This is a genomic window from Vreelandella sp. 162(4c), assembly GCF_058152265.1.
On the sequence record NZ_CM176981.1, the window covers coordinates 3,323,395 to 3,344,505 of the forward strand.

Below are 21,111 nucleotides of genomic sequence, written 5' to 3' on the forward strand. Positions count from 1 at the left end.
TCAAAACCCTGGCCGTCTAGCCCATTCACTCAAGCATCTCTCCTTAAACAAAAGCATCTTTCGTGCCAGTTCTGTTGTCGGCAGCGGCTATCGGTAACTGTCCTTTTAATTTGCGCTAACTGGCTCTAATCGCAGAGAGGATAAAAATCTAGGGTGAAGTCAGCTTCTGCATATCGCCCAACTGTTTGCAGACCCACTGCAAACGCAAAGGCGAGCGATGTTTTGACTGCTTTTTCTAAAACCTATTTTTTAAAAGCGTATTTTTGAAAACCTAGGGGATATCAGACGATGAAAAAAATAGCTGCCTTAGCCTCCGCAATAAGCATCGGCGCGCTTGCTTTAAGTGCGTCACTGACCGTTTCCGCTGCGGATTTAGATGAAATAGAGAGCCGTGGCTATATGAGCGTGGCCACCGAAGATAACTACGCGCCGTTTAACTTTATGAGTGGCAGCGACCCCGATGGCTTTATCAAAGATATATTGATTGAACTGGAGGAGTACGCTGACTTCGAGATCCGCCAGGATATTTTGCCTTGGACGGGGCTTTTGGCCTCGGTTTCATCGGGCCAATACGACATGGCACTTACCGGCGCGTCGGTGACCGACGAACGCCTGCGGGTGTTTAACTACGCGCCGCCGTTTGCATCGGCACAGCACTTTTACATTAAGCGGGCAGGTGATGACCGTATCAACAGCATTGAAGACTTAAGTGGTATGACGCTGGGTGTTCAGGCGGGCAGTGCACTGCTATCGCGCCTGCCAGAGTTGGAGGTCATGCTGGAAGAGAGTGGTGGCGAGCTGGGCGACGTAATGCAGTATGAGGCCTATCCAGAAATCTACGCTGACCTGGCCAACGGTCGTGTCGATTACGTGATTAACTCCATCGTGCCGGTTAATGACCTGATCAGTGAACGCCCTGACGTATTTGAAGCCGGTCAAGCGGTCTCCGGTCCTGGCTATGTTGCCTGGCCGATGCCTAAAGACAGCCCACAACTGCTGGCCTATATCACCGACTTTATGAGCCACCTGCGTGATTCTGGCCGCCTGGCCGAGCTGCAGGAAAAGTGGTTTGGCGAGTCCTTTGATGACCTGCCGACAACCCCTATCACCTCAGTGGAAGAGTTCCACGAAATGGCCGGTATGTAAGCCATCACATTCGCCTGCCGCCCAGCCTGGGCGGCGGTTTTCTTATCGCGAATTAGGGGGTGAGCATGGACAGTAGCGCATGGGGGCTTCTCATCCAGGGCGCCTGGACAACGCTTTGGATATCCGGCATCTCCATTGCCATCGGTGTGGTAATGGGGCTTTTGATTGCATTGCTTAGGGTGGCCAAAATTCCCGTTTTGCATCAATTGCTAGGCGTCTACATTAGCTTGGCGCGGGCAACGCCGCTGGTGACGCTGGTGCTGTTTATCTTCTTAACCGCGCCGACCATGGGCGTTAACCTCAACCGCAATGTGGCCGGTATTATCGCGTTAACCCTCAATACCACTGCTTTTAACGCTGAAATCTGGCGCTCTGCCTTTAACAACTTCTCCAAAGAGCAGCGTGAAGCGGCCCTGGCCATCGGTATGACACCGTGGGTCTATTTCCGCCGTATTATGCTGCCGCAAATCACCATTACCAGCCTGCCGGGCTTGGTGAATGAGATGTCGTTTCTGATTAAAGGCAGCCCGGCCATTGCGGTCATCGGAGTCGTCGACCTGACCCGTGTGACCAACCGTATTTCGGCGGTGACCTACGACCCACTGCCACCCATTTTAGCGGCTGCGGCGCTGTATATGCTGATTATCAGTCTGTTGGTGTGGTTTCAACGTGTGGCTGAGCGTAAAGCCAGCCGGCTGGCCGTTTAAGGTGGTCGTTTAGGGAGTCTCTATGAGCAACTGGGAAATTCTTTGGTCGTCGTACGATGTGTTTTTAAGTGGTTTTTATAACACCTTAAAGCTATTTGGTTTATCCGCTGTCTTGGCTTTTTTAATGGGCAGCGCCATGGTGTTTTTATTGGAGGGTTCCCGCCCACGGTTAAAGGTTCCGCTGCGGATTTTTATCGATGGCATGCGTATGCTGCCATTTTTGATCCTGGCCTACCTGCTGTATTACGGCTTACCTAGTGCAGGCATCCGCATGAGTGCCTGGACGGCCGGGATTATCGCCCTGGTGATCTACCATGGCGCATACTTCGCGGAGATTCTGCGCGGCTGCCGCGCTACCTTCGCCCAAGGGCAGGTAGAGGCAGCAATCGCCCAAGGGTTCTCGCAGCCCCAAATGTTTATGCGCATTATCTTGCCGCAGCTGATTTTGAAAACCCGCGGCTTATTGGGTAATCAGTTGATTATCCTACTCAAAGACACCGCCTTTCTGGTGATCATCACCGTGCGCGAACTCACCGCGGCGGCGAGCAGCCTGTCGAGCACCTACTTCATTCCCATGGAAGCGTTCATCGTGGTGATCGGCTTCTACTGGCTGATCAGTATTGGTTTAGAACTATTTATCAAAATGATTGGCCGTTTTGGCGCCAAGCGAGGATTCGAAAATGCCTGAGACCGCCGCTGTTAGTATTCGTAACCTTTCCAAAAGCTTCGATGGCACCGAAGTGCTGCGGGATGTATCGCTGGAAGTTCAGCCCGGCGAAGTGGTGAGTATTTTGGGCTCATCGGGTTCGGGTAAATCTACCCTGCTACGCTGCATCAACTGGCTTGAGCAACCCGACCGGGGCGACATCCGTATTGCCGGTGATCGCATCGGCGTGAGCGACTCAGGAAAACCCATGTCGCGCCGTGAGCTGGCAGGCATGCGCGCGCGCTTGGGCATGGTGTTCCAAGGCTTTAACCTCTGGCCTCATTTAAGCGTGCTGCGCAATGTCACCGAGGCGCCTATTCATGTTCAGGGGCTAAGCAAAACCGAGGCTGACGAGCGGGCCATGGCGCTGCTCGAAAAAGTCGGCATGGCCGATAAACGCGAACAATACCCCTACACCCTCTCCGGCGGGCAAAAGCAGCGGGTGGCGATTGCGCGGGCACTCGCCATGCAGCCTAAGGTGATGCTGTTCGATGAGCCCACTTCAGCCCTCGACCCAGAGCTGGTGGGGGAAGTGCTTGGGGTGATCAAAGACCTCTCCAAAGAAGGCTACACCATGGTGCTGGTGACCCACGAAATGGAGTTCGCCCGGGCAGTCTCCGATCAAGTGGTCTTTCTCGACAAAGGCATCATCATTGAAAAATCCCACCCCAGCGAGTTCTTTGAGAACCCTAAAACCGACCGAGTACGGCGCTTTCTGGAACTTGAAGCGCCTGCGGTGTGAGCACACTGAATCTGGCGCTGGCTAGATCATTACCCCAACTGCCTGCGCCAGCGGTTCTCTATGGTATCCAGCTCTGCCGGGCCGTAGTGCGCATGATCATGCGGCCCGTAGTAGGCCCATAATTGATCGCCGTAATCAAAGTGCCACCACTCGCTGGGCAGGTTGGTGAAGCCTTGCTGCTGCAGGGTGCGATAGAGCAGGCGGCGGTTATCCCGCGCCTTATATTGCTGCGGGGTAAGCATTTCCAGCTTTTCGAAATAGTCGCTATGGGAGGCGGGGAGCGCTTCATCAAACAAGGTGCCCATATCCAGTGGCAGGCCATCGGCATCACAAAGCGTGACATCGACGGCGCCGCCGGTGAGGTGCGGGCTGGGGGCTAAAGGATCGCGGCTGGGTACCGATACGAATTCTCTTGTACGCTCCAATAGCTCCGCTTCGCTGAGATCTGGATGGTGGTGGTGGATGGCTTCATGCAGGGTATCAAACAAGTACTGCTGCACCCGCCATGGCCGCCAGCCATCCAGTACGATCAACCCGATACCCTCGGGTAAGCTACGTGCCGCAGCAAGTAGCGCCCGATAAACCCCCTCACGAACGAAACACTCCGGCACCGCTCCCGGAATACCCAGCCGAGCATAGGCGGGGAACACGCTGACCGGTGCCGGGGCGAGGCTCATCGGTACCAGGCGCTCGCCGTTATCTTCAATAGGCGCGCGGCGCAGCTGTTCCCAGCAGGGCGCTGAATGGCTGGGTATAGGCGGCAAGGCCTTCAATAGTGTGCTCAAAGGCATTATGTTATCCAAGCAGAGTGTTATCCAAGCTGGTTATTAAAACTGGTTGTCAAAACTGAGTAGGCAGCCACAGCGTCAGCGATGGAAAAAGGATGAGTAGAATAAGCACCGCAATTGCCGTCAGTACAAAGGGCCAAATGGTTCTGAATAGCGACACTATCTCAAGCCGACTAACCGCGGCGGCCACGAACACACAGGCGCCCAGCGGTGGCGTGATCAATGCAATGGTAATGTTCAGTGTGATGATGACGCCCAGATGAATGGGGTCTATACCCGCCATCATAGCCACCGGCGCAAAGATCGGCGTCAGTAGCATCAATGCCGACACCTCCTCCATAAACATGCCCGTGATGAAGGTGATCGCACTAAGCAGCAATAAAATAACCACGCTATTGTCCACGTAGGGTGATAGCAGGGATACAAACTGCGCAGGTACTTGCGCATAGGAGAGCAGCCAGCTAATCGTCGCCGAGGCCGCCATGATGAGAAAAATCGCCGAGGTTAAGCGTGCCGTATCAAGGATGGCTTGCCAGCACTCTTTAAAGCGTAACCCTCCCAGGACAAAGCCACATAAGGCCACATACAGCGCTGTCAACGCGCCCGATTCTGTAGGCGTCACAAAGCCCAGCACGATGCCAGCAACAATAATAAAGGGAGCGATAAGCGCGGGCAGAGCGGCCGCGAAGGCTATGCCAAGTTGGCCGATTGAGGGCAACTGGCCACTTTTGGGTAATCGGTGGCGCCAGGCATACCAGGCGTTCATGCCCATAAAGGCAACCCCCAGCAGCAGACCTGGTACTACGCCCGCCAGAAATAGATCGCCTACTGAGGTGTTGGTCAGTGAGGCGTAGAGGATCATAAAGATACTGGGTGGAATAATCGGGCCGATCAGCGAGCTACCGGCGGTCAACCCAGCGGCAAAAGCCCTTGAGTAGCCCTCCTTTTCCATGGCAGGTACTAACAGCGACCCCAGTGCCGAGGTATCCGCCACCGCTGAGCCATTGACGCCTGCGAAGAAAACGCTCGACACCACGTTGACGTGGCCCATACCGCCCCGCAAGTGCCCCACTATCAGGCGGGCGAATCCCATCAAGCGCTCGGTTAAGCCGCTGACGTTCATCAGGTTGCCAGCGAAGATGAATAACGGAATAGCCATCAAGGAGAACACATTGATACCGCCAAAGAATTGCTGGGGCAGCATACGTGGAATCATCGAGGGGTCGACAAACATAAAGCCCACTATCGCGGTGGTCAGCAGTGCGATGAACAGAGGAAGCCCAAGCAGAACATGGCCGAGGAAAACCGCCAACATAGTCACAATCATAAGGTGTCCTCGACAGTTTTAAGTGGCGCGGGGCCATAGAGAAGCGCATGCCAAGCCAGTAATAAAAAGCCAACGGGTAGCGAGAGGAGGGGCACCGTGCGGCTAATGCCAAGCCCTGAGGTGGTAAACATGCTGACCGAGAGTGCATAGCGATAGCTGACCCAGGCACCCCCCGCTGCAATCAGCAGGGTGAGTAGCCACTGGTACACGTTCAGCAAACGCGCGAGAGGGGGTGGCAGTAGCTTCTCCAACAGACCAACGCGCATGTGACCCCCTTCCGACCAGACGGTGCCAGCCGCGAGCATCACGGTGGCGATAATCAAAAATCGCGATATCTCATCTGTCCAAATAGGGGCACCACCGGCGATGTAGCGGGCAAACACCCCATACAATATGGCCGCAACATTGAGGCATAGCAGCGCGCCCGCCAGGGTTAGGGACACCGGGCGGCTGATCGCCAGTAGACGGGATCGAAGCGTATTAAACATGGCAGCCTTCCAGGAAGCACAGAAACGTTAAGCACTAGAACATTCAGTACTGGGATATTAAGTACTGGAAATTAGGGGGCCGGTAAGGTACCAGCCCCTGTTGTTAACAGCCGTTAGTCGAGCAGTTCGCTCATGCCTGCATCTTCCAGGGCCATATCGATCCAGCGTTGCTCGATATCACGTTCTTCGAGCCACTCAAGATAGGCGGGCTGGCCAATGTCGCGGAAAGCGGTGAGCTCCTCTTCAGAAGGGCGAATCACTTCCATACCTTGCTCTTCCAGGTAGGCGATACGTGCCTCAACCTGTTCCTCGTTGTGCTCACGGGCATTGTGATTAGCTTCGGAGACGGCCTCCATAAAGGTGCTGCGAAGCTCATCGTCCCAACCTGCGATCATGTCGCTATTGCCCACCAGGAACTGATCGGAGTATTGGATATTGGCTAGGGTCAGGTAGTCCTGCACTTCGTAGAGGCTGCCCAGGATGATATACATCGGCGGGTTCATCTGGCCGTCGGCCACTCCTGTACGCAGTCCCATGTAGGTCTCTGTCCAGGGAATGGGAGTACCGGAGGCACCGAAGGATTCATAGAGGGCTACCTGGCTGGGATCCATGGCCCGGAAACGCAGCCCTTCGAAGTCGTCCGGGTGGCTGATAGGCCGTTCATTGTTGGTGAATGCCAGGAAGCCCCCCTCTTCGACGACCGCCAGCATATCGATACCGGCACGCTCCTGCAGAGCATTGCTGACTTCCTGCCAATACTCTCCTTCATCGAAGAAGCTACGCGCCGCCGCAAAGTCGTCGAACAGAAACGGAATAGCGCTGACGAAGATCTCATCAACGAGAGGAGAGACGCCTGCAAATGACGCCACGTTGAGCATGGGCGTATTCATGGTTTGTTCCATGCGCTCCTCTTCATCACCCAGCATGCTATTCGGGTAGAGCTCAAGCTGTATCTCACCGTCAGTTTTTTCGTCTACCAACGTTTTAAGGTTCTCTGCAAAGACGTGGACAGCATTCTTTTCGGGATCTGGGGCACCGTTGTAACTCAGATTAATGGTGGTGGCTGCAAGAGTGTTTCCTGCCATCATGGCAGAGCCAATCAGGCAAGCCGAGATGAGTCGTTTGGGTGAAAAGTGCTGAGTAAACATCGTAAGTCTCCTGGTTTATTGTCGTGAGCTATGAGGCGCTAAGGGCGCGTTATTGGATTTATAAGGAGTGCTTACTAGAAGACTATGTATTGAGGTGTTGACTATGCAATACCTAAACTGTGGCTTTTATTGCAACAGTCGTGGTGCATCGGCGGAGAAAAAGCGCATGCCTTTGTGCAAATGATCGATGCAAGTGATTGAGGCGACCGGGAGTTCCTGCCCTTTCAGGCTAACAATTTGTGCCCGCGTACCGTTCATCACCGGGTACTGCATGGGTAGTGTGAAGATCTCTCCGCGCTCAATCTCATCCGCTACGGTGAGTTCGGGCATAAACGTAACGCCGATGCCTGAGCGGACGAAATTCTTTAACACCGAAACAGAGTTGGTGTGCAGGCGTGCTTCAAGATGAATGCGCTCCTGGTGGGCCACCATATTGACCATTTGCCGCATACCAAAAGGATTGTCCATTAACGCCAGGGGCCACCCCTTTAAGTCATGCAGGGTTACCGGGCGGTTAAGATCATTTAGTGGGTGATTGGGGGGCACAATCACATCGAGCGGCTGGCGCGTTTCCACGTGGCAGAAAAGTTGCGGGTCTACCGGCGGTGCATAAAGTAGCGCTATATCCACTTCACGATCTTTGAGTAACGACATCGCTTCGTTGACACCCGCCATGCGAATTTCGACATTGATACCGGAAAACGCTGACATAAAAGTGCCTAACGGTGCGGCGATCAGGTCAGCGATAAACCCTTCTCCCACGGCAATACGAACTTCCCCTTTCGTTAGGCTTTGAAGTGCCATTAGCTGGGAGAGCACCGCTTCTTCTGAAGCCCGCTGGGCATGAAAATGGTGCACCAGTAGCTGGCCCGCTGCGGTTGCGCGCATCCCTCTTCCGTGCCGCTCGCATAGCTGGGTATCCAACTCTTCTTCTAGTGCTTTTAGTTGGCGGCTAACGGCAGAAGCATCGACATTCAGGTGGGCCGCGGCACGCCTGAGCGAGCCGCGGCGAATCACTTCATTGAGGTAGGTTAATGCACGCTGGTTAAGCATAAAACACGCCTGTGGTGGAGTGTTTTATATCTTACCGGAAGCCTGCCCGGACATGTCACGGTTGGGATTAGATTAGCGGTTGGGTGGCTTGCTGAGAGTGGGCGTTTTTATCCTCTACCGCATCTGCGAGCATATCCGCGGTGATGGCAGAGAGGGTCCAGCCCAGGTGGCCGTGGCCGGTGTTGTAAAACACTGTGGGTAATTTTCCGCGGCCGACTTTGGGCAGCATGTTAGGGAGCATCGGGCGCAGGCCTGCCCAAGGTACTACGCGGCGAGTGCTGACGCCGGGGAAGCACTCTTCCACCCAGCGGATTAGCGGGCGGATACGGTTGTCGCGGATATCGCGATTAAAGCCGTTAAACTCAGCGGTGCCCGCAATACGGAAGCGGTCATCGCCCAGGCGGCTGGTCACTAACTTGGTCTCATCATCGAGCAGGCTAACGGTGGGCGCTGCCTGTTGGGAGGCAGCGTCATCGAGCTGCACGGTGATCGAGTAGCCTTTGACCGGGTAGATATTGACCCGATCGCCTAGCTTGGCAGCCAGAGCACGGCTGCCCACCCCGGCGCATACCACCACGCTATCAAAGGTTTCGCGCACCGGGTCACCGTCAGCCTCGCCTTCAAGCGTGGCGGTGATCCAGGCGTGCTGTTGATCGGCGCCGATATCCTGGACGCTGTGACCATATTTAAGCGTTACGCCGCGGCGCGCGGCGGCTTGAGCCAGGCTGTGGGTAAACTTATGGATATCGCCGGTGGCATCGCTTTCGGTATAGAAGCCGCCGTAGTAGCTGCCCGCCAGAGTGGGCTCAATGGCGCGCATCTCATCGGGGGAGACTGCTTGGCGCTCTAGTCCGCCTTTGCTAAGCAGTTGCGATACCTTGGCGGCGTGGTCATAGCCCGCTTTATCGCGGTAGATATGCAAAATCCCTTTCTGCTTGAGGTCAAAATCGATCTGCTCGTCTTTTGCCCACTGAAACAGGTGCTCTCGGGCGGCAATGGCCAGGCGGGCGGTTTCGGTAGTGTTGGCAGCGTAGCGGGGGATCGAGGCGATAAACTCGCCAAACCAGCTGAGCTTGTGCCAGCTTGGGCGGGGATTAACCAGTAGCGGGGCGTCGTTTCTGAGCATCCAGCGCAGACCCTTGATCACGGTTGGCCAGTGGTTCCACACTTCGGCGTTGGAGGCCGAGAGCTGACCGCCGTTGGCGAATGAGGTCTCCATGGCGGCGTAACGATGCTTTTCAAAGACGGTGACGTCATAGCCACGTTTGGCCAGGGCGTAGGCGCTGGTAATGCCGGTGATACCACCACCGATAACAGCAATACGTTGCATAACTCTCTCCGGGTTGTATGAGCGTCGGGAATACCACCTAACGGCGTAGCTGTTGGCGTACCCCTTCCGTCATGGAACCTGAGAGATTCACGCATCCGTTGGGTGCGCTTGCTCCTTCGGTGGGCTGAGTGACGCAGTCATCAGCCGCTCTTCGGAAAGTTAAGGTAATAGCGGTCCGGTTGCCTGAGAGTTTCCGGGGCTGTTGCTCCTTCGGCGCTGGCGTCATCGACGAGTGATGCACCAAGCTCTCCCACTATCACGTTGTTGCTGGCTTTTAATGTAAATAGTTTTTTAATGTGATTAGTTTTACGCGATCAGTTTTAGCATGGAAGACGACCATAGTCGTGAACGCTTATTCCAAGGACTCACTCCAAGGGTTTTATTCCACGGGCCGGGCACGCTGGATGATTGCCGCGCAATCCAGCCCGGTGGGTAGCGTGCCTGTATTGAGGCCACTGCGGTCGGCAAGGCGACCAGCGCAGAATGCATCGGCCACATAAGCGGGGGCGTGCTGAACCAGCAGGGCGCCCTGTAACGCTAGGGCCATGCCGTCCGCCAACTGGCGGGCGCGGTACTGGAGCGTTTGAGTATCCTGCATCTGCCGCTGTAATTGGTGGATAAAACGGTCAAGATGCCCATTGGCGCCCTGTGAAAGGCCGAGTTCGGCGAAGTAGGCGTCGAGCACTTCGGGCTGTTTTTCAATCGCGCGCAGGATATCCAAGCACTGCACATTTCCGCTGCCTTCCCAAATGGCGTTGATGGGCGACTCGCGAAACAGGCGCGCCATTATGTGGGTCTCCATGACGCCGCTTCCACCAATCACCTCCATTGCCTCGTATGCGTGGTGGGGCGTGCGCTTACATATCCAGTACTTGCCCACAGGGGTGGCGATTCGCGAAAGCAGGCGCTCATGCTCGTTGTCCTGATGATCCATGGCGCGGGCCATGCGCAGCATTAAGGTGGTGGCGGCTTCGCTCTCAATGGCCAAGTCAGCGAGTACGTTCTGCATCAGCGGCTGTTCGATGAGCCGCGCCCCAAAGGCATGGCGATGAGAAGCGTGGTGAATGGCCTGGGCGGTGGCTTGGCGCATTCCGGCAGCTGAACCAATCATGCAGTCGTAGCGGGTCATGGCGACCATCTCGATGATGGTGCGCACGCCGCGGCCTTCATCGCCCACCATCCAGGCAAAGGCGCCCCGCAGCTCGGTCTCGCTGGAAGCATTCGATACATTGCCCATTTTACGTTTTAGCTGTTGTATATGAAGCGGGTTCTTACTGCCGTCGGGCCGCCAGCGTGGCAGCAAGAAACAGCTCAAGCCGCCGGGCGCCTGGGCGAGTACCAGAAATGCATCGCACATTGGCGCCGAGACAAACCACTTATGCCCCACCAGCTCAAAAGCTTCTCCCGGCCCGCCTTGATCAATCGGGTAGGCGCGGGTGGTGTTCAAACGCACATCGGAGCCACCCTGCTTTTCGGTCATTGCCATGCCCAGAGTGAGGCCCTGTTTCTCGAAATAGGGGACGTTGCGCGGGTCGTAATGTGGGGCGGTGATTTTATCGCCCCAGCTCTCAAGCAGGCTGGGTTGATGGCGCAGTGCGGGCAGGGCTGCAAAGGTCATGGTAATCGGGCAGCCATGGCCCGCTTCTACCTGGGCCTGTAAAAAGTAGTTGGCGGCCCGATAAACATGCGCACCGGGCCGAGGGGTTCGCCAGGGGCTAGCATGCAAGCCGTGCTCTATCGCCGTTTGCATAAGCTGATGATAGGCGGGATGAAACTCGATCAAATCGACCCGATGGCCTTGCCGGTCGTGGGTCACTAACTGGGGGGAGTAACGGTTGGCCTCAACCCCCAAAGCAATCGCCTCAGCGGAGCCTGCCCACTGGCCAAACGCCTTGAGTGGGGCATCGTCGTCAGACCCGCTTTCACGGTTAACGCCTTCCTGAAGAGCGCGATCAGCTGTGTAGCTATTGTAGCTTTCCAGCGGTGGCGGCTGGTTTTCCACCTGATGGGTATTAGCTTGGAGTTGATCGGCCAGGGGGTAATGATGGTTCATGGCAGGCTCCTAGCGTGTAACGACGATAAGGGTGATTGTTTAAACGAACGTTTTACAACTCATATATTTTGGAGCGCTTATGAGAGCATAGTTGCTGGACGGAAAAGTCGCTAAAAACGGAGGGCGAAGAGGGGAGGGATGGATCCTGCTTTGCTCAGTCAGCGTATTTAACCGACAATGCCGCTTATCCTTCTCAGTCACGGGTACTATCGATGCAAGCAAACGCGATGCAGACAAACGGCTTTTTTGACGAAATTGGCGAAACTATCGGCGAAGCTATCCGCGTGGTGGTTGAGTTTCTGCTGGGCATTTTCACCAACTTCTTCGGTGCGTTCGGCGATTTCATCGATGGCCTGACGCGTTCGCTGGGGATCAGTGATTCCTTTTTCAGCATTGCTGTCTTAGTGATTGGGCTGCTGATTCTGTGGGGCGGTTTGCGCGCGTTTCTGCGTGGCTCGCTAATCGGCGGTATTGTACGTACCGTATTGGGGCTGTTTATTCTTTCGTGGTTGATGATGTAGGCACACTGAGAGGAGGAGTAGATGAAGCAGTTTGCGTTGGTCGCCTATGATTACACCGATGAGGGTGCCTTAAACCGCCGCTTGGCTTGTCGCGAGCCGCACCTGGAAGGACTGCGTAGTCTCTATCGGTCGGGTAATTTCGTAAGTGGTGGGGTAGTGCTGAACGATGAAGGTAAAATGATCGGTTCAAATGCACATTTCAGATTTGCTACTCGAGAAGATTTAGAGGCTTGGCTGGCGCAAGAGCCTTATATGACTGAGCGTGTCTGGGAACAGGTCGATATACGCGAAGTTAAGCTGTTTGATCCCTCTATATAGTATGACGAACGAGCTCGGGTATTGTTTATAAAAAATGTCATAAAATAATGCCCCCGTTCCTCTCCTTGGTTAACACCCCATACACTGATGATGAGCAATCGTGTTGCCCTTGAGTCAGTTTCATCAGGGGCATGATAGATTGTCATTTGCTTATTTGGTGCATTTTGGCATCATTTGCACTCATTTTGTGCAAAGCGAGTGCAATGAAAACTTATCTTGGCAAGATGCGGGGGCAGCCAGTCAAGCGTGCCCGGGTAGGCTGGCAGGATGCTTTTTGGTCATGGGTCGGGGCCTTTACCGGTATGGCGGTCATTTGCTGGTTAAGCTCGGCGTGGCTGTCACAACAACTGCTCATCGTAGGCTCCTTCGGTGCAACCTCGGTGCTCATCTACGCAGCACCTGAAAGCCCTTTTGCCCAGCCCAGCCATGTACTCTTTGGCAGCGTGCTCTCCGCGGGTATTGGCGTTGCTTGCTACCAACTGCTGGGAGCGATACCCCTCTCAATGGCTCTGGCCGTATCACTGTCGGTGTTGGGTATGCAGCTAACCCATACGGTTCACCCACCGGGAGCCGCGGCGGCTCTGATTGCGGTAGGCGGGGGTGCCAGCGTTCATCAACTGGGGTGGTGGTATCCTCTTTTGCCAATCGGAGCGGGCAGTATAGTGATGCTGGTAATCGCCATATTGGTCAATAACCTTGCCCGTCACCGCCGTTATCCGCGCTACTGGTAATGTTAAAATTGGCTCAGCTGTTGTTCCAGAGCAAAGATATGGGCATCTTTGGCGCCTAGTTCCCGCAGCGCCACGGCGAGGTTGACCAAGTAGTCGCGGTTGGGGCCGCTGGGCCCATGGGCGTTGGCAATTTGCTGGGCGATCTCATCAAGCGGCGCGTCGCCCAAAAAGGCCGGATTGTCATCGCTGGCCAGATAAATAAGCCCTTCGCTCTGTTCTGTTCCGTTGCCTTTCTCGTCCATAAACGTCAGCGGTACTTTTTCCCGCAAATAGCCGTTCTTCTCCCGCACATCCAACGGCGCGAGCACTTCCGGGGCAATGCGGTAGGCCATGCCGTGGCAAATCGAATCTTTGGCGCGGATCAGCGTTGCCACCCGCCCAGGCGCTTCAGGCGTGCCGCGGTGATCATGGGAGCCCTGCCAAAATCGCCGCTCCCAGCCGTGTATATACGCCGGGCGGCGCTCCAGGTAGGCAAAGTCAGCCTTCCAAATCAGTGAGCCGTAGCCGAATAGCCATATCGCCGCATGGCCTTCGAAGAAGTTTCTTTGCTGGTTAAGTGCAGTGGTATCAAGCATCGGTATCAGGCAGCGTTTTTAAGGCACATTTTTCAAGTAACATGGGGGCCAACGACGGTGTAAAACCACCATCTTAACATGTCACGGTTGATCACCCACACGATTGCCAAGACCACGACTGGAGGCAGCCATGCGCGCGATTTTTCTGGTGGATAACGGCTCGCTACGAGCGCAGGCAACGCTGAATTTACGCCGCGTGGCGGCTTCGCTTAGCGGGCTTGTAGGCGAAACCGTGCAGGCGGCCTCGTTGCTGCACTCCAATAAGATTCCTGCGGATGAGGTGGGAGGTATTCCCGCCACTACCCTTGGCCCCGCCGCTGAACGCTGTGCCGAACAGGGGGCAACGGAGATTATCGTGCTACCGTTCTTTTTTGGCCCCAGCAAAGCGCTGACGGGTTATCTGCCCGAGCGCATGGCCACGCTGCAGGAGCGCTTTCCCCACGTTAAGGTGCGGGTAGCCCAGCCCTTAGTGGATGAGTTCGGCGATAACGACCTGCGTTTAGCCCATCTGCTGGCCGATAACGTGCGCGACAAGCTTCGCCCAGGTACTAAACCGCATGTGGCGCTGGTGGATCACGGCAGCCCGATTCCTGAGGTTACCGCCGTACGCAACCGCCTGGCGGGGCAGCTTAGCGTGCTGCTAGCCGATGACGTAGCGTGTGTTGCCGCTGCCTCCATGGAGCGGCGCGAGGGCGATGAGTACCGCTTTAATGAGCCACTGCTGGAAAACTTGCTGGCGCTACCCGAGTTTAAGATAGGCTCGGTGATCCTGGCGATGCTGTTTCTTTCGCCGGGGCGCCACGCCGGGGAGGGCGGCGATATTGCCGAGATTTGTGCAGCGGCTGAACAGCAGTATCCAGGGCTTTTCGTTACCACGACGAAGCTGGTGGGGGAGCATCAAGGGATCGTTGATATATTGCACTCGCGGCTGCGCCAAGCGCTTGATGATGAACGCTTTCTACTCGATATCCCGGCAATCGCCTGACGCCACTAGGGTTTGATGGGTGAATACACGCCTAATAGCGCGTAGAATCGCGAGCCTTTCTATTCGTTGTAAGCTGTCGTCGTTACTGACAATGCGCTAACCAGGGCTCCTTTTGTGATCGCTACCGCCAATATCACCATGCAGTTTGGGGCCAAGCCCCTGTTTGAAAATGTCTCCGTTAAATTCAATAACGGCAACCGTTACGGCCTGATTGGCGCGAACGGCTGCGGCAAATCCACCTTTATGAAAATTCTCGGTGGCGATTTGGAGCCCACTTCCGGCCAGGTGATGCTGGATAGCAGTACACGGCTGGGTAAGCTGCGTCAGGATCAGTTTGCGTTTGAAAACGAGCGGGTGATCGATACCGTGATCATGGGCAATGTAGAGCTCTGGTCGGTCGCCGCTGAGCGTGAACGCATTTACTCCCTGGCAGAGATGAGCGAAGAGGACGGCATGGCCGTCGCTGACCTGGAAGTGCGCTTCGCCGAGCTGGACGGCTACACCGCCGAGCCCCGCGCAGGCGAACTGCTGCTAGGCCTGGGCATTCCCATTGAGCAACACACGGGCCCGATGAGCGAAGTCTCTCCCGGCTGGAAGCTGCGCGTGCTGCTCGCCCAGGCGCTATTCGCTGACCCGGATGTACTGTTGCTGGATGAGCCGACCAACCACCTGGATATCAACACCATCCGCTGGCTGGAAGATATTCTTAAAGCGCGCAGCAGCACCATGATCATCATCTCCCACGACCGACACTTCCTGAACAGCGTTTGTACCCATATGGCGGATCTGGATTACGGTGAAATCACCCTGTTCCCGGGTAACTACGATGATTACATGACCGCCGCCACCGCTGTTCGCGAGCGTCAGCACTCGGATAACGCCAAGAAAAAGGCCCAGATTGCCGAGCTGCAGCAGTTCGTGAGCCGCTTCTCCGCTAACGCCTCGAAAGCTAAGCAGGCTACGTCTAGAGCGCGTCAAATCGATAAAATCAAACTGGAAGATATCAAGCCTTCCAGCCGCGTAAGCCCCTTTATCCGCTTTGATCAGGCGAAGAAAATCCACCGTAATGCCGTCAACGTGGACGGCATTACCAAGAGCTATGAGGGCGACAAGCCGCTGTTCGAGCGTCTTTCCATGACCGTGGAAGCCGGTGAGCGCATTGCTATTATCGGCCCCAACGGCATCGGCAAAACCACGCTGCTGAAAACCCTGGCGGGCGAGTTACACCCCGACGCGGGCGAAGTGAAGTGGACCGAAGCCGCTGAAGTGGGGGTTTTTGCTCAGGATCACAGCGACGACTTTGCCGTCGATGCCACGTTGTTTGAGTGGATGTCAGCATGGACTCAAGGTGGCGAGCAGGTGGTTCGCGGTGCTCTGGGGCGGATGCTGTTTTCCAGCGACGATATTGGAAAATCGGTGAAGGTCATTTCCGGTGGCGAGCAGGGGCGTATGCTGTTTGGTAAGTTAATCCTTACTCAGCCCAATGTAATGCTGATGGATGAGCCGACTAACCACCTGGATATGGAGTCTATCGAGGCGTTGAACCTGGCCCTGGAGAACTACCCCGGCACGCTGATGTTTGTGAGCCACGACCGCGAGTTCGTCTCGTCACTGGCCACGCGCATTATTGATATGCAGCCGGAAGGCATTGTCGATTTCAGCGGCAGCTACGATGACTACCTACGCAGCCAGGGAGTCGTGTGACGTTGTTTTTGTCAGCATAGCTCTGTAAATCTATTCGCCGATAATTTGCTCAAAGGTGCTGTCGGTGGCGAGTTCGCGCTCGTCATTGAGCATTTTGCCGCTAAACACCGTCTGCATCTCTTTGGCGAGTTCTACGTAGACATGCATTTGTTGATTACGTCGCTTACGTAGCGGTGGTTTCACTAATAAGCTAATACCCTTGATGGGCTCATGGGTTTCCCCGCGCAGCAGGTCAGGCATTTCCCCGGGTGGAAAGGCGTTGGCAATAGTGACTGGGTTGGAAGGCTGTTGGCCGTCGATTAAAAATATCTTCTTGAGCGCGTCGTAGTGAGCGTCTTTCTCCCGTAGCCACTGGGTAAGGCGCTCGTCTGAATCTTCACTGGGTTGATCAAAGATTATAAAAAGCGAATGCTGCTTCACTTTTTTAGTTTGCTTTGAGGGTGCAGGGGTGTCAGGTTCTTGAGCTTTTTCAGAGTTGTCTGCTTGTACCGGACGAGGCGCAGCGGCTTTCGCTTTCGCTGCGCGCCGTCGGCGGCGCCAGGGCACAATGACATATATAAATATCGCTGTTGCCATTGCGCCTAATACCAGCGATGCGAAGGCGAGTACTATTATAGTAGTGGTGCGATCCATACTCTCAGAATCCTTTTTTTAATCAGCGCTCAGGCTTTATTTAGCCGACGACAGTTTGTTTACGCCCAAAGAACAGCCACGACCACGCGGCATTGACCATAAGCTGCAGCGCGTAAGCCGCTAAGCTTGCTGAGCGCCATACTGAGTCATCCGCCATATAAATACGCCAAGCGACGATAGCCATCAACAAATACAGTATGCCCCAAGCGAAGGGGAAAGCGATATTCGGTGGTGTCCAGCTTGGCTTACTTAGTTCGCGGAACCAACCATCAGGCCGAAAGCGCGCACCCAGTCGTGGCGGCAAGGCCGACGAGCAGTAGAGACACCAGCAGCGCTAATAGCGAAGCAAGCATTCATTACCTGTATGTTCAAACGAAAGAATCAATAGCCTAGCAGCGTTTATCCAAGAGGCTCAACACAAAGTAATCACGAGCCGTAATGAGTCAATTGTATTGCCTGAGTTTACCGTGTTCGCGCAAGGCAGTATTGTTTTGTCAAACAACCTAATGAAGCGCTACTCATGAAATACTGCTCAACAACCGATGATATCGATAGTACCTTTCTGGCAAGTGCGGGAAGTGCAGCTTGGCATCGGCATATGGCGAGCTTGGTACGCTCATCGGGACAGCGCGATTTCCCCGTTCGTCTGGAGCAAGTGCTGCGCGCGCTAACCGGTTTCGATACGATTCTGATCAATACCTACAAAGGGCGTCATAGACCACTACTGATTCACGACGATTACCCGTCAGAAAATCGCCCTCAAGCGATAGATCGCTACCTCAGCGGTGCGTATTTATTGGATCCTTTTTTTACCGCCATGAGTGGTGGCCTGGATAGCGGTGTGCACCGGTTGCGGGAGCTAGCCCCTGATCGTTTTGAATCCAGTGATTACTATGCTCACTATTATCGTGCGTTAGGATTAGCGGATGAGGTTGGCCTCTTCGCACGTGTGGGGGATGATGTCTTGATGGTGGTATCGCTGGGCTTTCAGGCAGAGGCTCCCTTGAAACGACGTGCGTTGCAGGTGTTGAAGAATGTAGTGCCGATGATCGAAACCTTGTTGATGGAGTTCTGGAAGTGGCAGGGCGTCCTCTTCCAGCCGACATTGGAAAAGGACGCCCCGGTGGAAGCTGCCTTCGTAAGCTTTGGCCGAGAGGTTTTAACGGCACGTGAACAGGAAATCGTTCGTCTGTTGCTCGCGGGGCACTCCACCAAATCGGCGGCCCGGGAACTGGATATCAGCGATGGCACTGTGAAGGTACACCGCAAGCATATTTACCAGCGTCTGGATGTCTCCAGTCAATCGCAGTTGTTCCAGCTATTTCTTGAACACGTGGCTCTCATTTCCCGGCAGTTGAGAGGTTAAGGTGCTAGGTTTGTAGCGCCATCCAGATGGTTTTGATCTCGGTATACTCGTCAAGCGAGTGAAGCGATTTATCCCGTCCATTACCGGATTGCTTAACCCCACCGAACGGCACTGTCATGTCCGGGCCTGCCCAGTTGTTAACGTAGACTTGCCCGGAGTGCAGCTTGCGTGAGACGCGCATAATACGATCAATGTCCTGGCTCCAGACGGCGGCAGCCAAGCCGTAGTCGCTGTCGTTGGCAAGTGCCAAGGCCTCTTCTTCGGTATCGAAGCCAAACACCGACAGCACCGGCCCGAAGATCTCTTCGCGACCTATGGTCATGGCTGGGGTGACATCGTCAAACACGGTAGGGGGAATAAAGAGTCCAGGGCCATCTAACGGCTGCCCGCCCGAGCGTAGCGTGGCGCCCTCTTCCTGCCCCTGACGGATATAATCAAGCACTCGTTGGTATTGAGTGTCATCCACCATCGCCCCCATAAAGCTTTGCGGGTCGAGTGGATCGCCTGGTTGCATGGCAGCCGCAGCGTCCACCACTTTCTCGACGAAAGCGTGGCGAATGCTGTTTTCCACCAATAGCCGCGAGCCAGCGATACAGACTTCACCTTGGTTATGAAAAATCGCCGCGGCCGCGTGCTGAGCTGCGGCGTCTAGATTTTTGCAGTCGGCAAAGATGATGTTGGGGCTTTTGCCACCGCACTCCAGATAAACGCGTTTCAAATTGGATTGGCCTGCGTACTGCATGAGCTGTTTGCCCACGGGAGTGGAACCGGTAAAGGCGAGGCAGTCGACCTGCATCGACAGGGCCAGCGCTTTACCCACGGTATGGCCATAGCCGGGGAGCACTTGAAACACCCCAGCGGGTAGGCCTGCTTGTTGGCTTAGCTGGGCAAGGCATAGCGCCGATAGCGGCGACTTTTCTGACGGTTTGAGAATAACGCTGTTACCTGCCGCCAATGCCGGTGCAATCTTCCAGGCGGTCATCATCAATGGGAAGTTCCAGGGTACGATGGAGACCACCACCCCGAGTGGCTCGCGCACAATCAAGCCGAGGTGATGTTCTCCCGTCGGCGCCACCTCGCCATAAAGCTTATCGATACTTTCGGCGGTATAACGCAGGCAGCCGATGGCACCGTCAATATCCCCCAGCGCACTGGTAATCGGTTTCCCCATATCCAGAGTGTCTAGCAGGGCAAGCTCGTGTCTATGGGCCTGCATTAACGCCGCCAGGTCAAGCAGCGTGGCTTTGCGCTGACCTGGGGCGAGTCGCGACCACTCTCCCCGATCAAAGGCCTGCCGAGCTGCGCGGGTAGCGAGCTCGGCATCAGCGTCATCACAGCTGGCGACCTCAGCCAACACTTCGCCGGTGGCTGGGTTCACCGTGGATAGTGTGGCTCCACGCTGTGCATCGACAAAGGTGTCGTTGATATAGGCACGGGTTTCAAAGGAGAGTTTTTTCGCCAGTGCTTGCCACTCGGCTAGGTTCGTGGGGGAAGTTGTGCTCATTGGGTAGCCTCAAGGTAGTTAGCGTTATGCAGTAGCGCGTCGCACAGCACCTGGGTGCCAAGTGCACACTGCTCTGGTGTTGAGTACTCGGCTTCGTTATGGCTGATGCCATCGCGGCAGGGAATAAAGATCATCGCGGTGGGCGCCACCCGTGATACATACACCGCATCATGGCCCGCCCCACTGAGCATACGGCGGTAAGCAATGCCGCGTGCCTTTGTGGCCTGCTCGATGGACGCAATGCACTGCTCGTTGAAGGCCACTACTGGGGAGTTCCAGAGGCGTTGCGGCGTTACTTTGACACCAAAGGCCTCTACCAAGGCCTCTAGCTCGCTATAGAAGCGAGCCTCCAGCGCGTCTAGCTGATCATCGTGCACATGACGGAGGTCGACAGTCATGGTGACCTGGGCGGGAATCACGTTGCGAGAAGGCGTATCGATCTCCAGGCAGCCAAAGGTCACCTTGCTGTCACCGCTGGTGTCGGTGGCGGCGATGGCGTATAGCCGATCAATGAGCCGGGCGGCAGCGGCCAGGGCGTCGTGACGATATGCCATGGGGGTGGTGCCCGCATGGGCAGCGTTGCCTTCAATCGTCAGGTCAAACCAGCGCATCCCTTGCACCCCAGTGACTACACCGATATCTAAGCCCTCCTCTTCAAGTACCGGCCCCTGTTCGATATGCAGTTCCAGAAAACTGGCTAACCGAGGCTCGCCAATAGGCAGGCTTCCCTTTATGCCTGTCTCCTCAAGGGCCTGTCCAAAACTAATCCCTTGTTCGTCCTGGCGAGCTAGGGTCTTCTCCACAGTAAACACCCCCGCATAGGTGCCGGAAGCCATCATCGCGGGGGCAAAACGGCTGCCTTCCTCGTTCGTCCAAACGATCAGCTCAAGGGGGCGCTCGGTAACGATTTGCTGGTCGTGCAGGGTGCGAAACACTTCCAGACCCGCGAGAACCCCCAGCACGCCGTCGAAACGACCGCCTTTGGGCTGTGTATCCAGGTGGCTGCCGACAGCGGCGGGCTCCAGGTCGTCACGTGCACCGGGTCGGCGGAAAAAAAGGTTCCCCACGGCATCACTGCGAACATGGCAGCCAATATCGGCGCACCACTCGATCAACTGCTGCCGACCGGCGGTATCTTCGGGTGTCAATGCCAAGCGGTTGCTGCCGCCATTGGGGGTAGCGCCGATCTCTGCCATGGCCATTAAACTTGACCACAATCGCTGGCCATCAATGGACACTTGCATGGCGTGTCTCCTGTTGTGTTTGTTGGGTTAAGGAGATCCACC

22 protein-coding genes and 1 riboswitch are annotated in these 21,111 nt (G+C 55.5%); of the genes, 10 read left to right on the forward strand and 12 right to left on the reverse strand.

Translation table 11 applies throughout. The annotated features are described in order from the left end of the window. Window positions 1-288: 288 nt before the first annotated feature. From AC4EYZ_RS15275 to AC4EYZ_RS15290, 4 genes are all read left to right on the forward strand, one after another. Window positions 289-1,146: a transporter substrate-binding domain-containing protein gene (locus tag AC4EYZ_RS15275; RefSeq protein WP_009285958.1), complete on the forward strand. Its 858-nt coding sequence runs from the start codon at window positions 289-291 to the stop codon at window positions 1,144-1,146. 65 nt (window positions 1,147-1,211) lie between these two features. Then, complete coding sequence (locus AC4EYZ_RS15280; protein ID WP_022521643.1) at window positions 1,212-1,853, forward strand: amino acid ABC transporter permease; 642 nt, start codon at window positions 1,212-1,214, stop codon at window positions 1,851-1,853. 22 nt (window positions 1,854-1,875) lie between these two features. Beyond that, window positions 1,876-2,541: an amino acid ABC transporter permease gene (locus AC4EYZ_RS15285; protein WP_022521644.1), complete on the forward strand. Its 666-nt coding sequence runs from the start codon at window positions 1,876-1,878 to the stop codon at window positions 2,539-2,541. Beyond that, window positions 2,534-3,301, forward strand: a complete 768-nt coding sequence (locus AC4EYZ_RS15290) for an amino acid ABC transporter ATP-binding protein (RefSeq protein ID WP_180089723.1) — start codon at window positions 2,534-2,536, stop codon at window positions 3,299-3,301. Before AC4EYZ_RS15285 ends, AC4EYZ_RS15290 begins: the two co-directional genes overlap by 8 nt. A 29-nt stretch (window positions 3,302-3,330) precedes the next feature. Here AC4EYZ_RS15290 and AC4EYZ_RS15295 read toward each other — a convergent pair whose 3' ends face one another. The 7 genes from AC4EYZ_RS15295 to AC4EYZ_RS15325 form a co-directional block, all read right to left on the reverse strand. Continuing rightward, window positions 3,331-4,092, reverse strand: a complete 762-nt coding sequence (locus AC4EYZ_RS15295; RefSeq protein WP_474191508.1) for a M15 family metallopeptidase — start codon at window positions 4,090-4,092, stop codon at window positions 3,331-3,333. Window positions 4,093-4,141: 49 nt separating this feature from the next. After that, complete coding sequence (locus tag AC4EYZ_RS15300) at window positions 4,142-5,416, reverse strand: TRAP transporter large permease (protein ID WP_474191507.1); 1,275 nt, start codon at window positions 5,414-5,416, stop codon at window positions 4,142-4,144. After that, window positions 5,413-5,904, reverse strand: a complete 492-nt coding sequence (locus AC4EYZ_RS15305) for a TRAP transporter small permease (protein WP_051051763.1) — start codon at window positions 5,902-5,904, stop codon at window positions 5,413-5,415. The genes AC4EYZ_RS15300 and AC4EYZ_RS15305 overlap by 4 nt, the downstream gene beginning before the upstream one ends. A gap of 113 nt (window positions 5,905-6,017) precedes the next feature. Further along, entirely contained in the window at window positions 6,018-7,052 is a 1,035-nt protein-coding gene (gene dctP / locus AC4EYZ_RS15310) for a TRAP transporter substrate-binding protein DctP (RefSeq protein WP_009285955.1), read from the reverse strand. A gap of 126 nt (window positions 7,053-7,178) precedes the next feature. Beyond that, window positions 7,179-8,105 (reverse strand): LysR family transcriptional regulator, encoded by a 927-nt coding sequence (locus AC4EYZ_RS15315; RefSeq protein ID WP_141440578.1) that lies wholly within the window; start codon window positions 8,103-8,105, stop codon window positions 7,179-7,181. 67 nt (window positions 8,106-8,172) lie between these two features. Further along, window positions 8,173-9,435, reverse strand: a complete 1,263-nt coding sequence (locus AC4EYZ_RS15320; RefSeq protein WP_474191506.1) for a D-amino acid dehydrogenase — start codon at window positions 9,433-9,435, stop codon at window positions 8,173-8,175. Window positions 9,436-9,596: 161 nt separating this feature from the next. Further along, a riboswitch (glycine riboswitch) is annotated at window positions 9,597-9,698 on the reverse strand. Window positions 9,699-9,814: 116 nt separating this feature from the next. Beyond that, on the reverse strand, window positions 9,815-11,488 hold the full coding sequence (locus AC4EYZ_RS15325; RefSeq protein ID WP_474191505.1) for an isovaleryl-CoA dehydrogenase: 1,674 nt from the start codon (window positions 11,486-11,488) through the stop codon (window positions 9,815-9,817). Window positions 11,489-11,715: 227 nt separating this feature from the next. Here AC4EYZ_RS15325 and AC4EYZ_RS15330 point away from each other — a divergent pair, with 227 nt between their 5' ends. The 3 genes from AC4EYZ_RS15330 to AC4EYZ_RS15340 all read left to right on the forward strand — a co-directional run bounded on the left by AC4EYZ_RS15330 (window position 11,716) and on the right by AC4EYZ_RS15340 (window position 13,058). Then, the gene (locus AC4EYZ_RS15330; protein ID WP_342584111.1) at window positions 11,716-12,009 is read left to right on the forward strand and encodes a hypothetical protein; all 294 of its coding nucleotides are present in this window, start codon (window positions 11,716-11,718) and stop codon (window positions 12,007-12,009) included. Window positions 12,010-12,030: 21 nt separating this feature from the next. Then, window positions 12,031-12,327: a YciI family protein gene (locus AC4EYZ_RS15335; protein ID WP_474191504.1), complete on the forward strand. Its 297-nt coding sequence runs from the start codon at window positions 12,031-12,033 to the stop codon at window positions 12,325-12,327. A 203-nt stretch (window positions 12,328-12,530) separates the two neighbouring features. Continuing rightward, a complete protein-coding gene (locus tag AC4EYZ_RS15340; protein ID WP_474191503.1) occupies window positions 12,531-13,058 on the forward strand; it encodes an HPP family protein in 528 nt (175 codons plus the stop codon). Window positions 13,059-13,060: 2 nt separating this feature from the next. On the opposite strand, the gene AC4EYZ_RS15345 is transcribed toward AC4EYZ_RS15340, so the two are convergent. Continuing rightward, window positions 13,061-13,633: a gamma-glutamylcyclotransferase gene (locus AC4EYZ_RS15345; protein ID WP_009285951.1), complete on the reverse strand. Its 573-nt coding sequence runs from the start codon at window positions 13,631-13,633 to the stop codon at window positions 13,061-13,063. Window positions 13,634-13,763: 130 nt separating this feature from the next. Between AC4EYZ_RS15345 and AC4EYZ_RS15350 the strand changes: the two genes are divergently transcribed. Continuing rightward, window positions 13,764-14,618 carry a sirohydrochlorin chelatase gene (locus AC4EYZ_RS15350; RefSeq protein ID WP_474191502.1) on the forward strand — a complete coding sequence of 285 codons (855 nt, stop codon included), beginning with the start codon at window positions 13,764-13,766 and terminating at the stop codon, window positions 14,616-14,618. 114 nt (window positions 14,619-14,732) lie between these two features. Next, window positions 14,733-16,322 (forward strand): ABC-F family ATPase, encoded by a 1,590-nt coding sequence (locus AC4EYZ_RS15355; RefSeq protein ID WP_022521655.1) that lies wholly within the window; start codon window positions 14,733-14,735, stop codon window positions 16,320-16,322. Window positions 16,323-16,352: 30 nt separating this feature from the next. Here the strand turns inward: AC4EYZ_RS15355 and AC4EYZ_RS15360 are convergent, their stop codons facing one another. Next, window positions 16,353-16,955, reverse strand: a complete 603-nt coding sequence (locus tag AC4EYZ_RS15360) for a cell division protein ZipA C-terminal FtsZ-binding domain-containing protein (RefSeq protein WP_039857361.1) — start codon at window positions 16,953-16,955, stop codon at window positions 16,353-16,355. A 40-nt stretch (window positions 16,956-16,995) separates the two neighbouring features. After that, on the reverse strand, window positions 16,996-17,259 hold the full coding sequence (locus tag AC4EYZ_RS15365) for a TspO/MBR family protein (RefSeq protein ID WP_231500588.1): 264 nt from the start codon (window positions 17,257-17,259) through the stop codon (window positions 16,996-16,998). Window positions 17,260-17,475: 216 nt separating this feature from the next. On the opposite strand from AC4EYZ_RS15365, the gene AC4EYZ_RS15370 reads away from it, so the two are divergent. Then, complete coding sequence (locus AC4EYZ_RS15370) at window positions 17,476-18,321, forward strand: helix-turn-helix transcriptional regulator (RefSeq protein WP_022521658.1); 846 nt, start codon at window positions 17,476-17,478, stop codon at window positions 18,319-18,321. Window positions 18,322-18,325: 4 nt separating this feature from the next. Here AC4EYZ_RS15370 and AC4EYZ_RS15375 read toward each other — a convergent pair whose 3' ends face one another. Continuing rightward, window positions 18,326-19,825 (reverse strand): aldehyde dehydrogenase, encoded by a 1,500-nt coding sequence (locus AC4EYZ_RS15375; protein WP_474191501.1) that lies wholly within the window; start codon window positions 19,823-19,825, stop codon window positions 18,326-18,328. Further along, on the reverse strand, window positions 19,822-21,069 hold the full coding sequence (locus tag AC4EYZ_RS15380; protein WP_490203863.1) for a M20 family metallo-hydrolase: 1,248 nt from the start codon (window positions 21,067-21,069) through the stop codon (window positions 19,822-19,824). The genes AC4EYZ_RS15375 and AC4EYZ_RS15380 overlap by 4 nt, the downstream gene beginning before the upstream one ends. Between the last annotated feature and the right edge of the window lie 42 nt (window positions 21,070-21,111).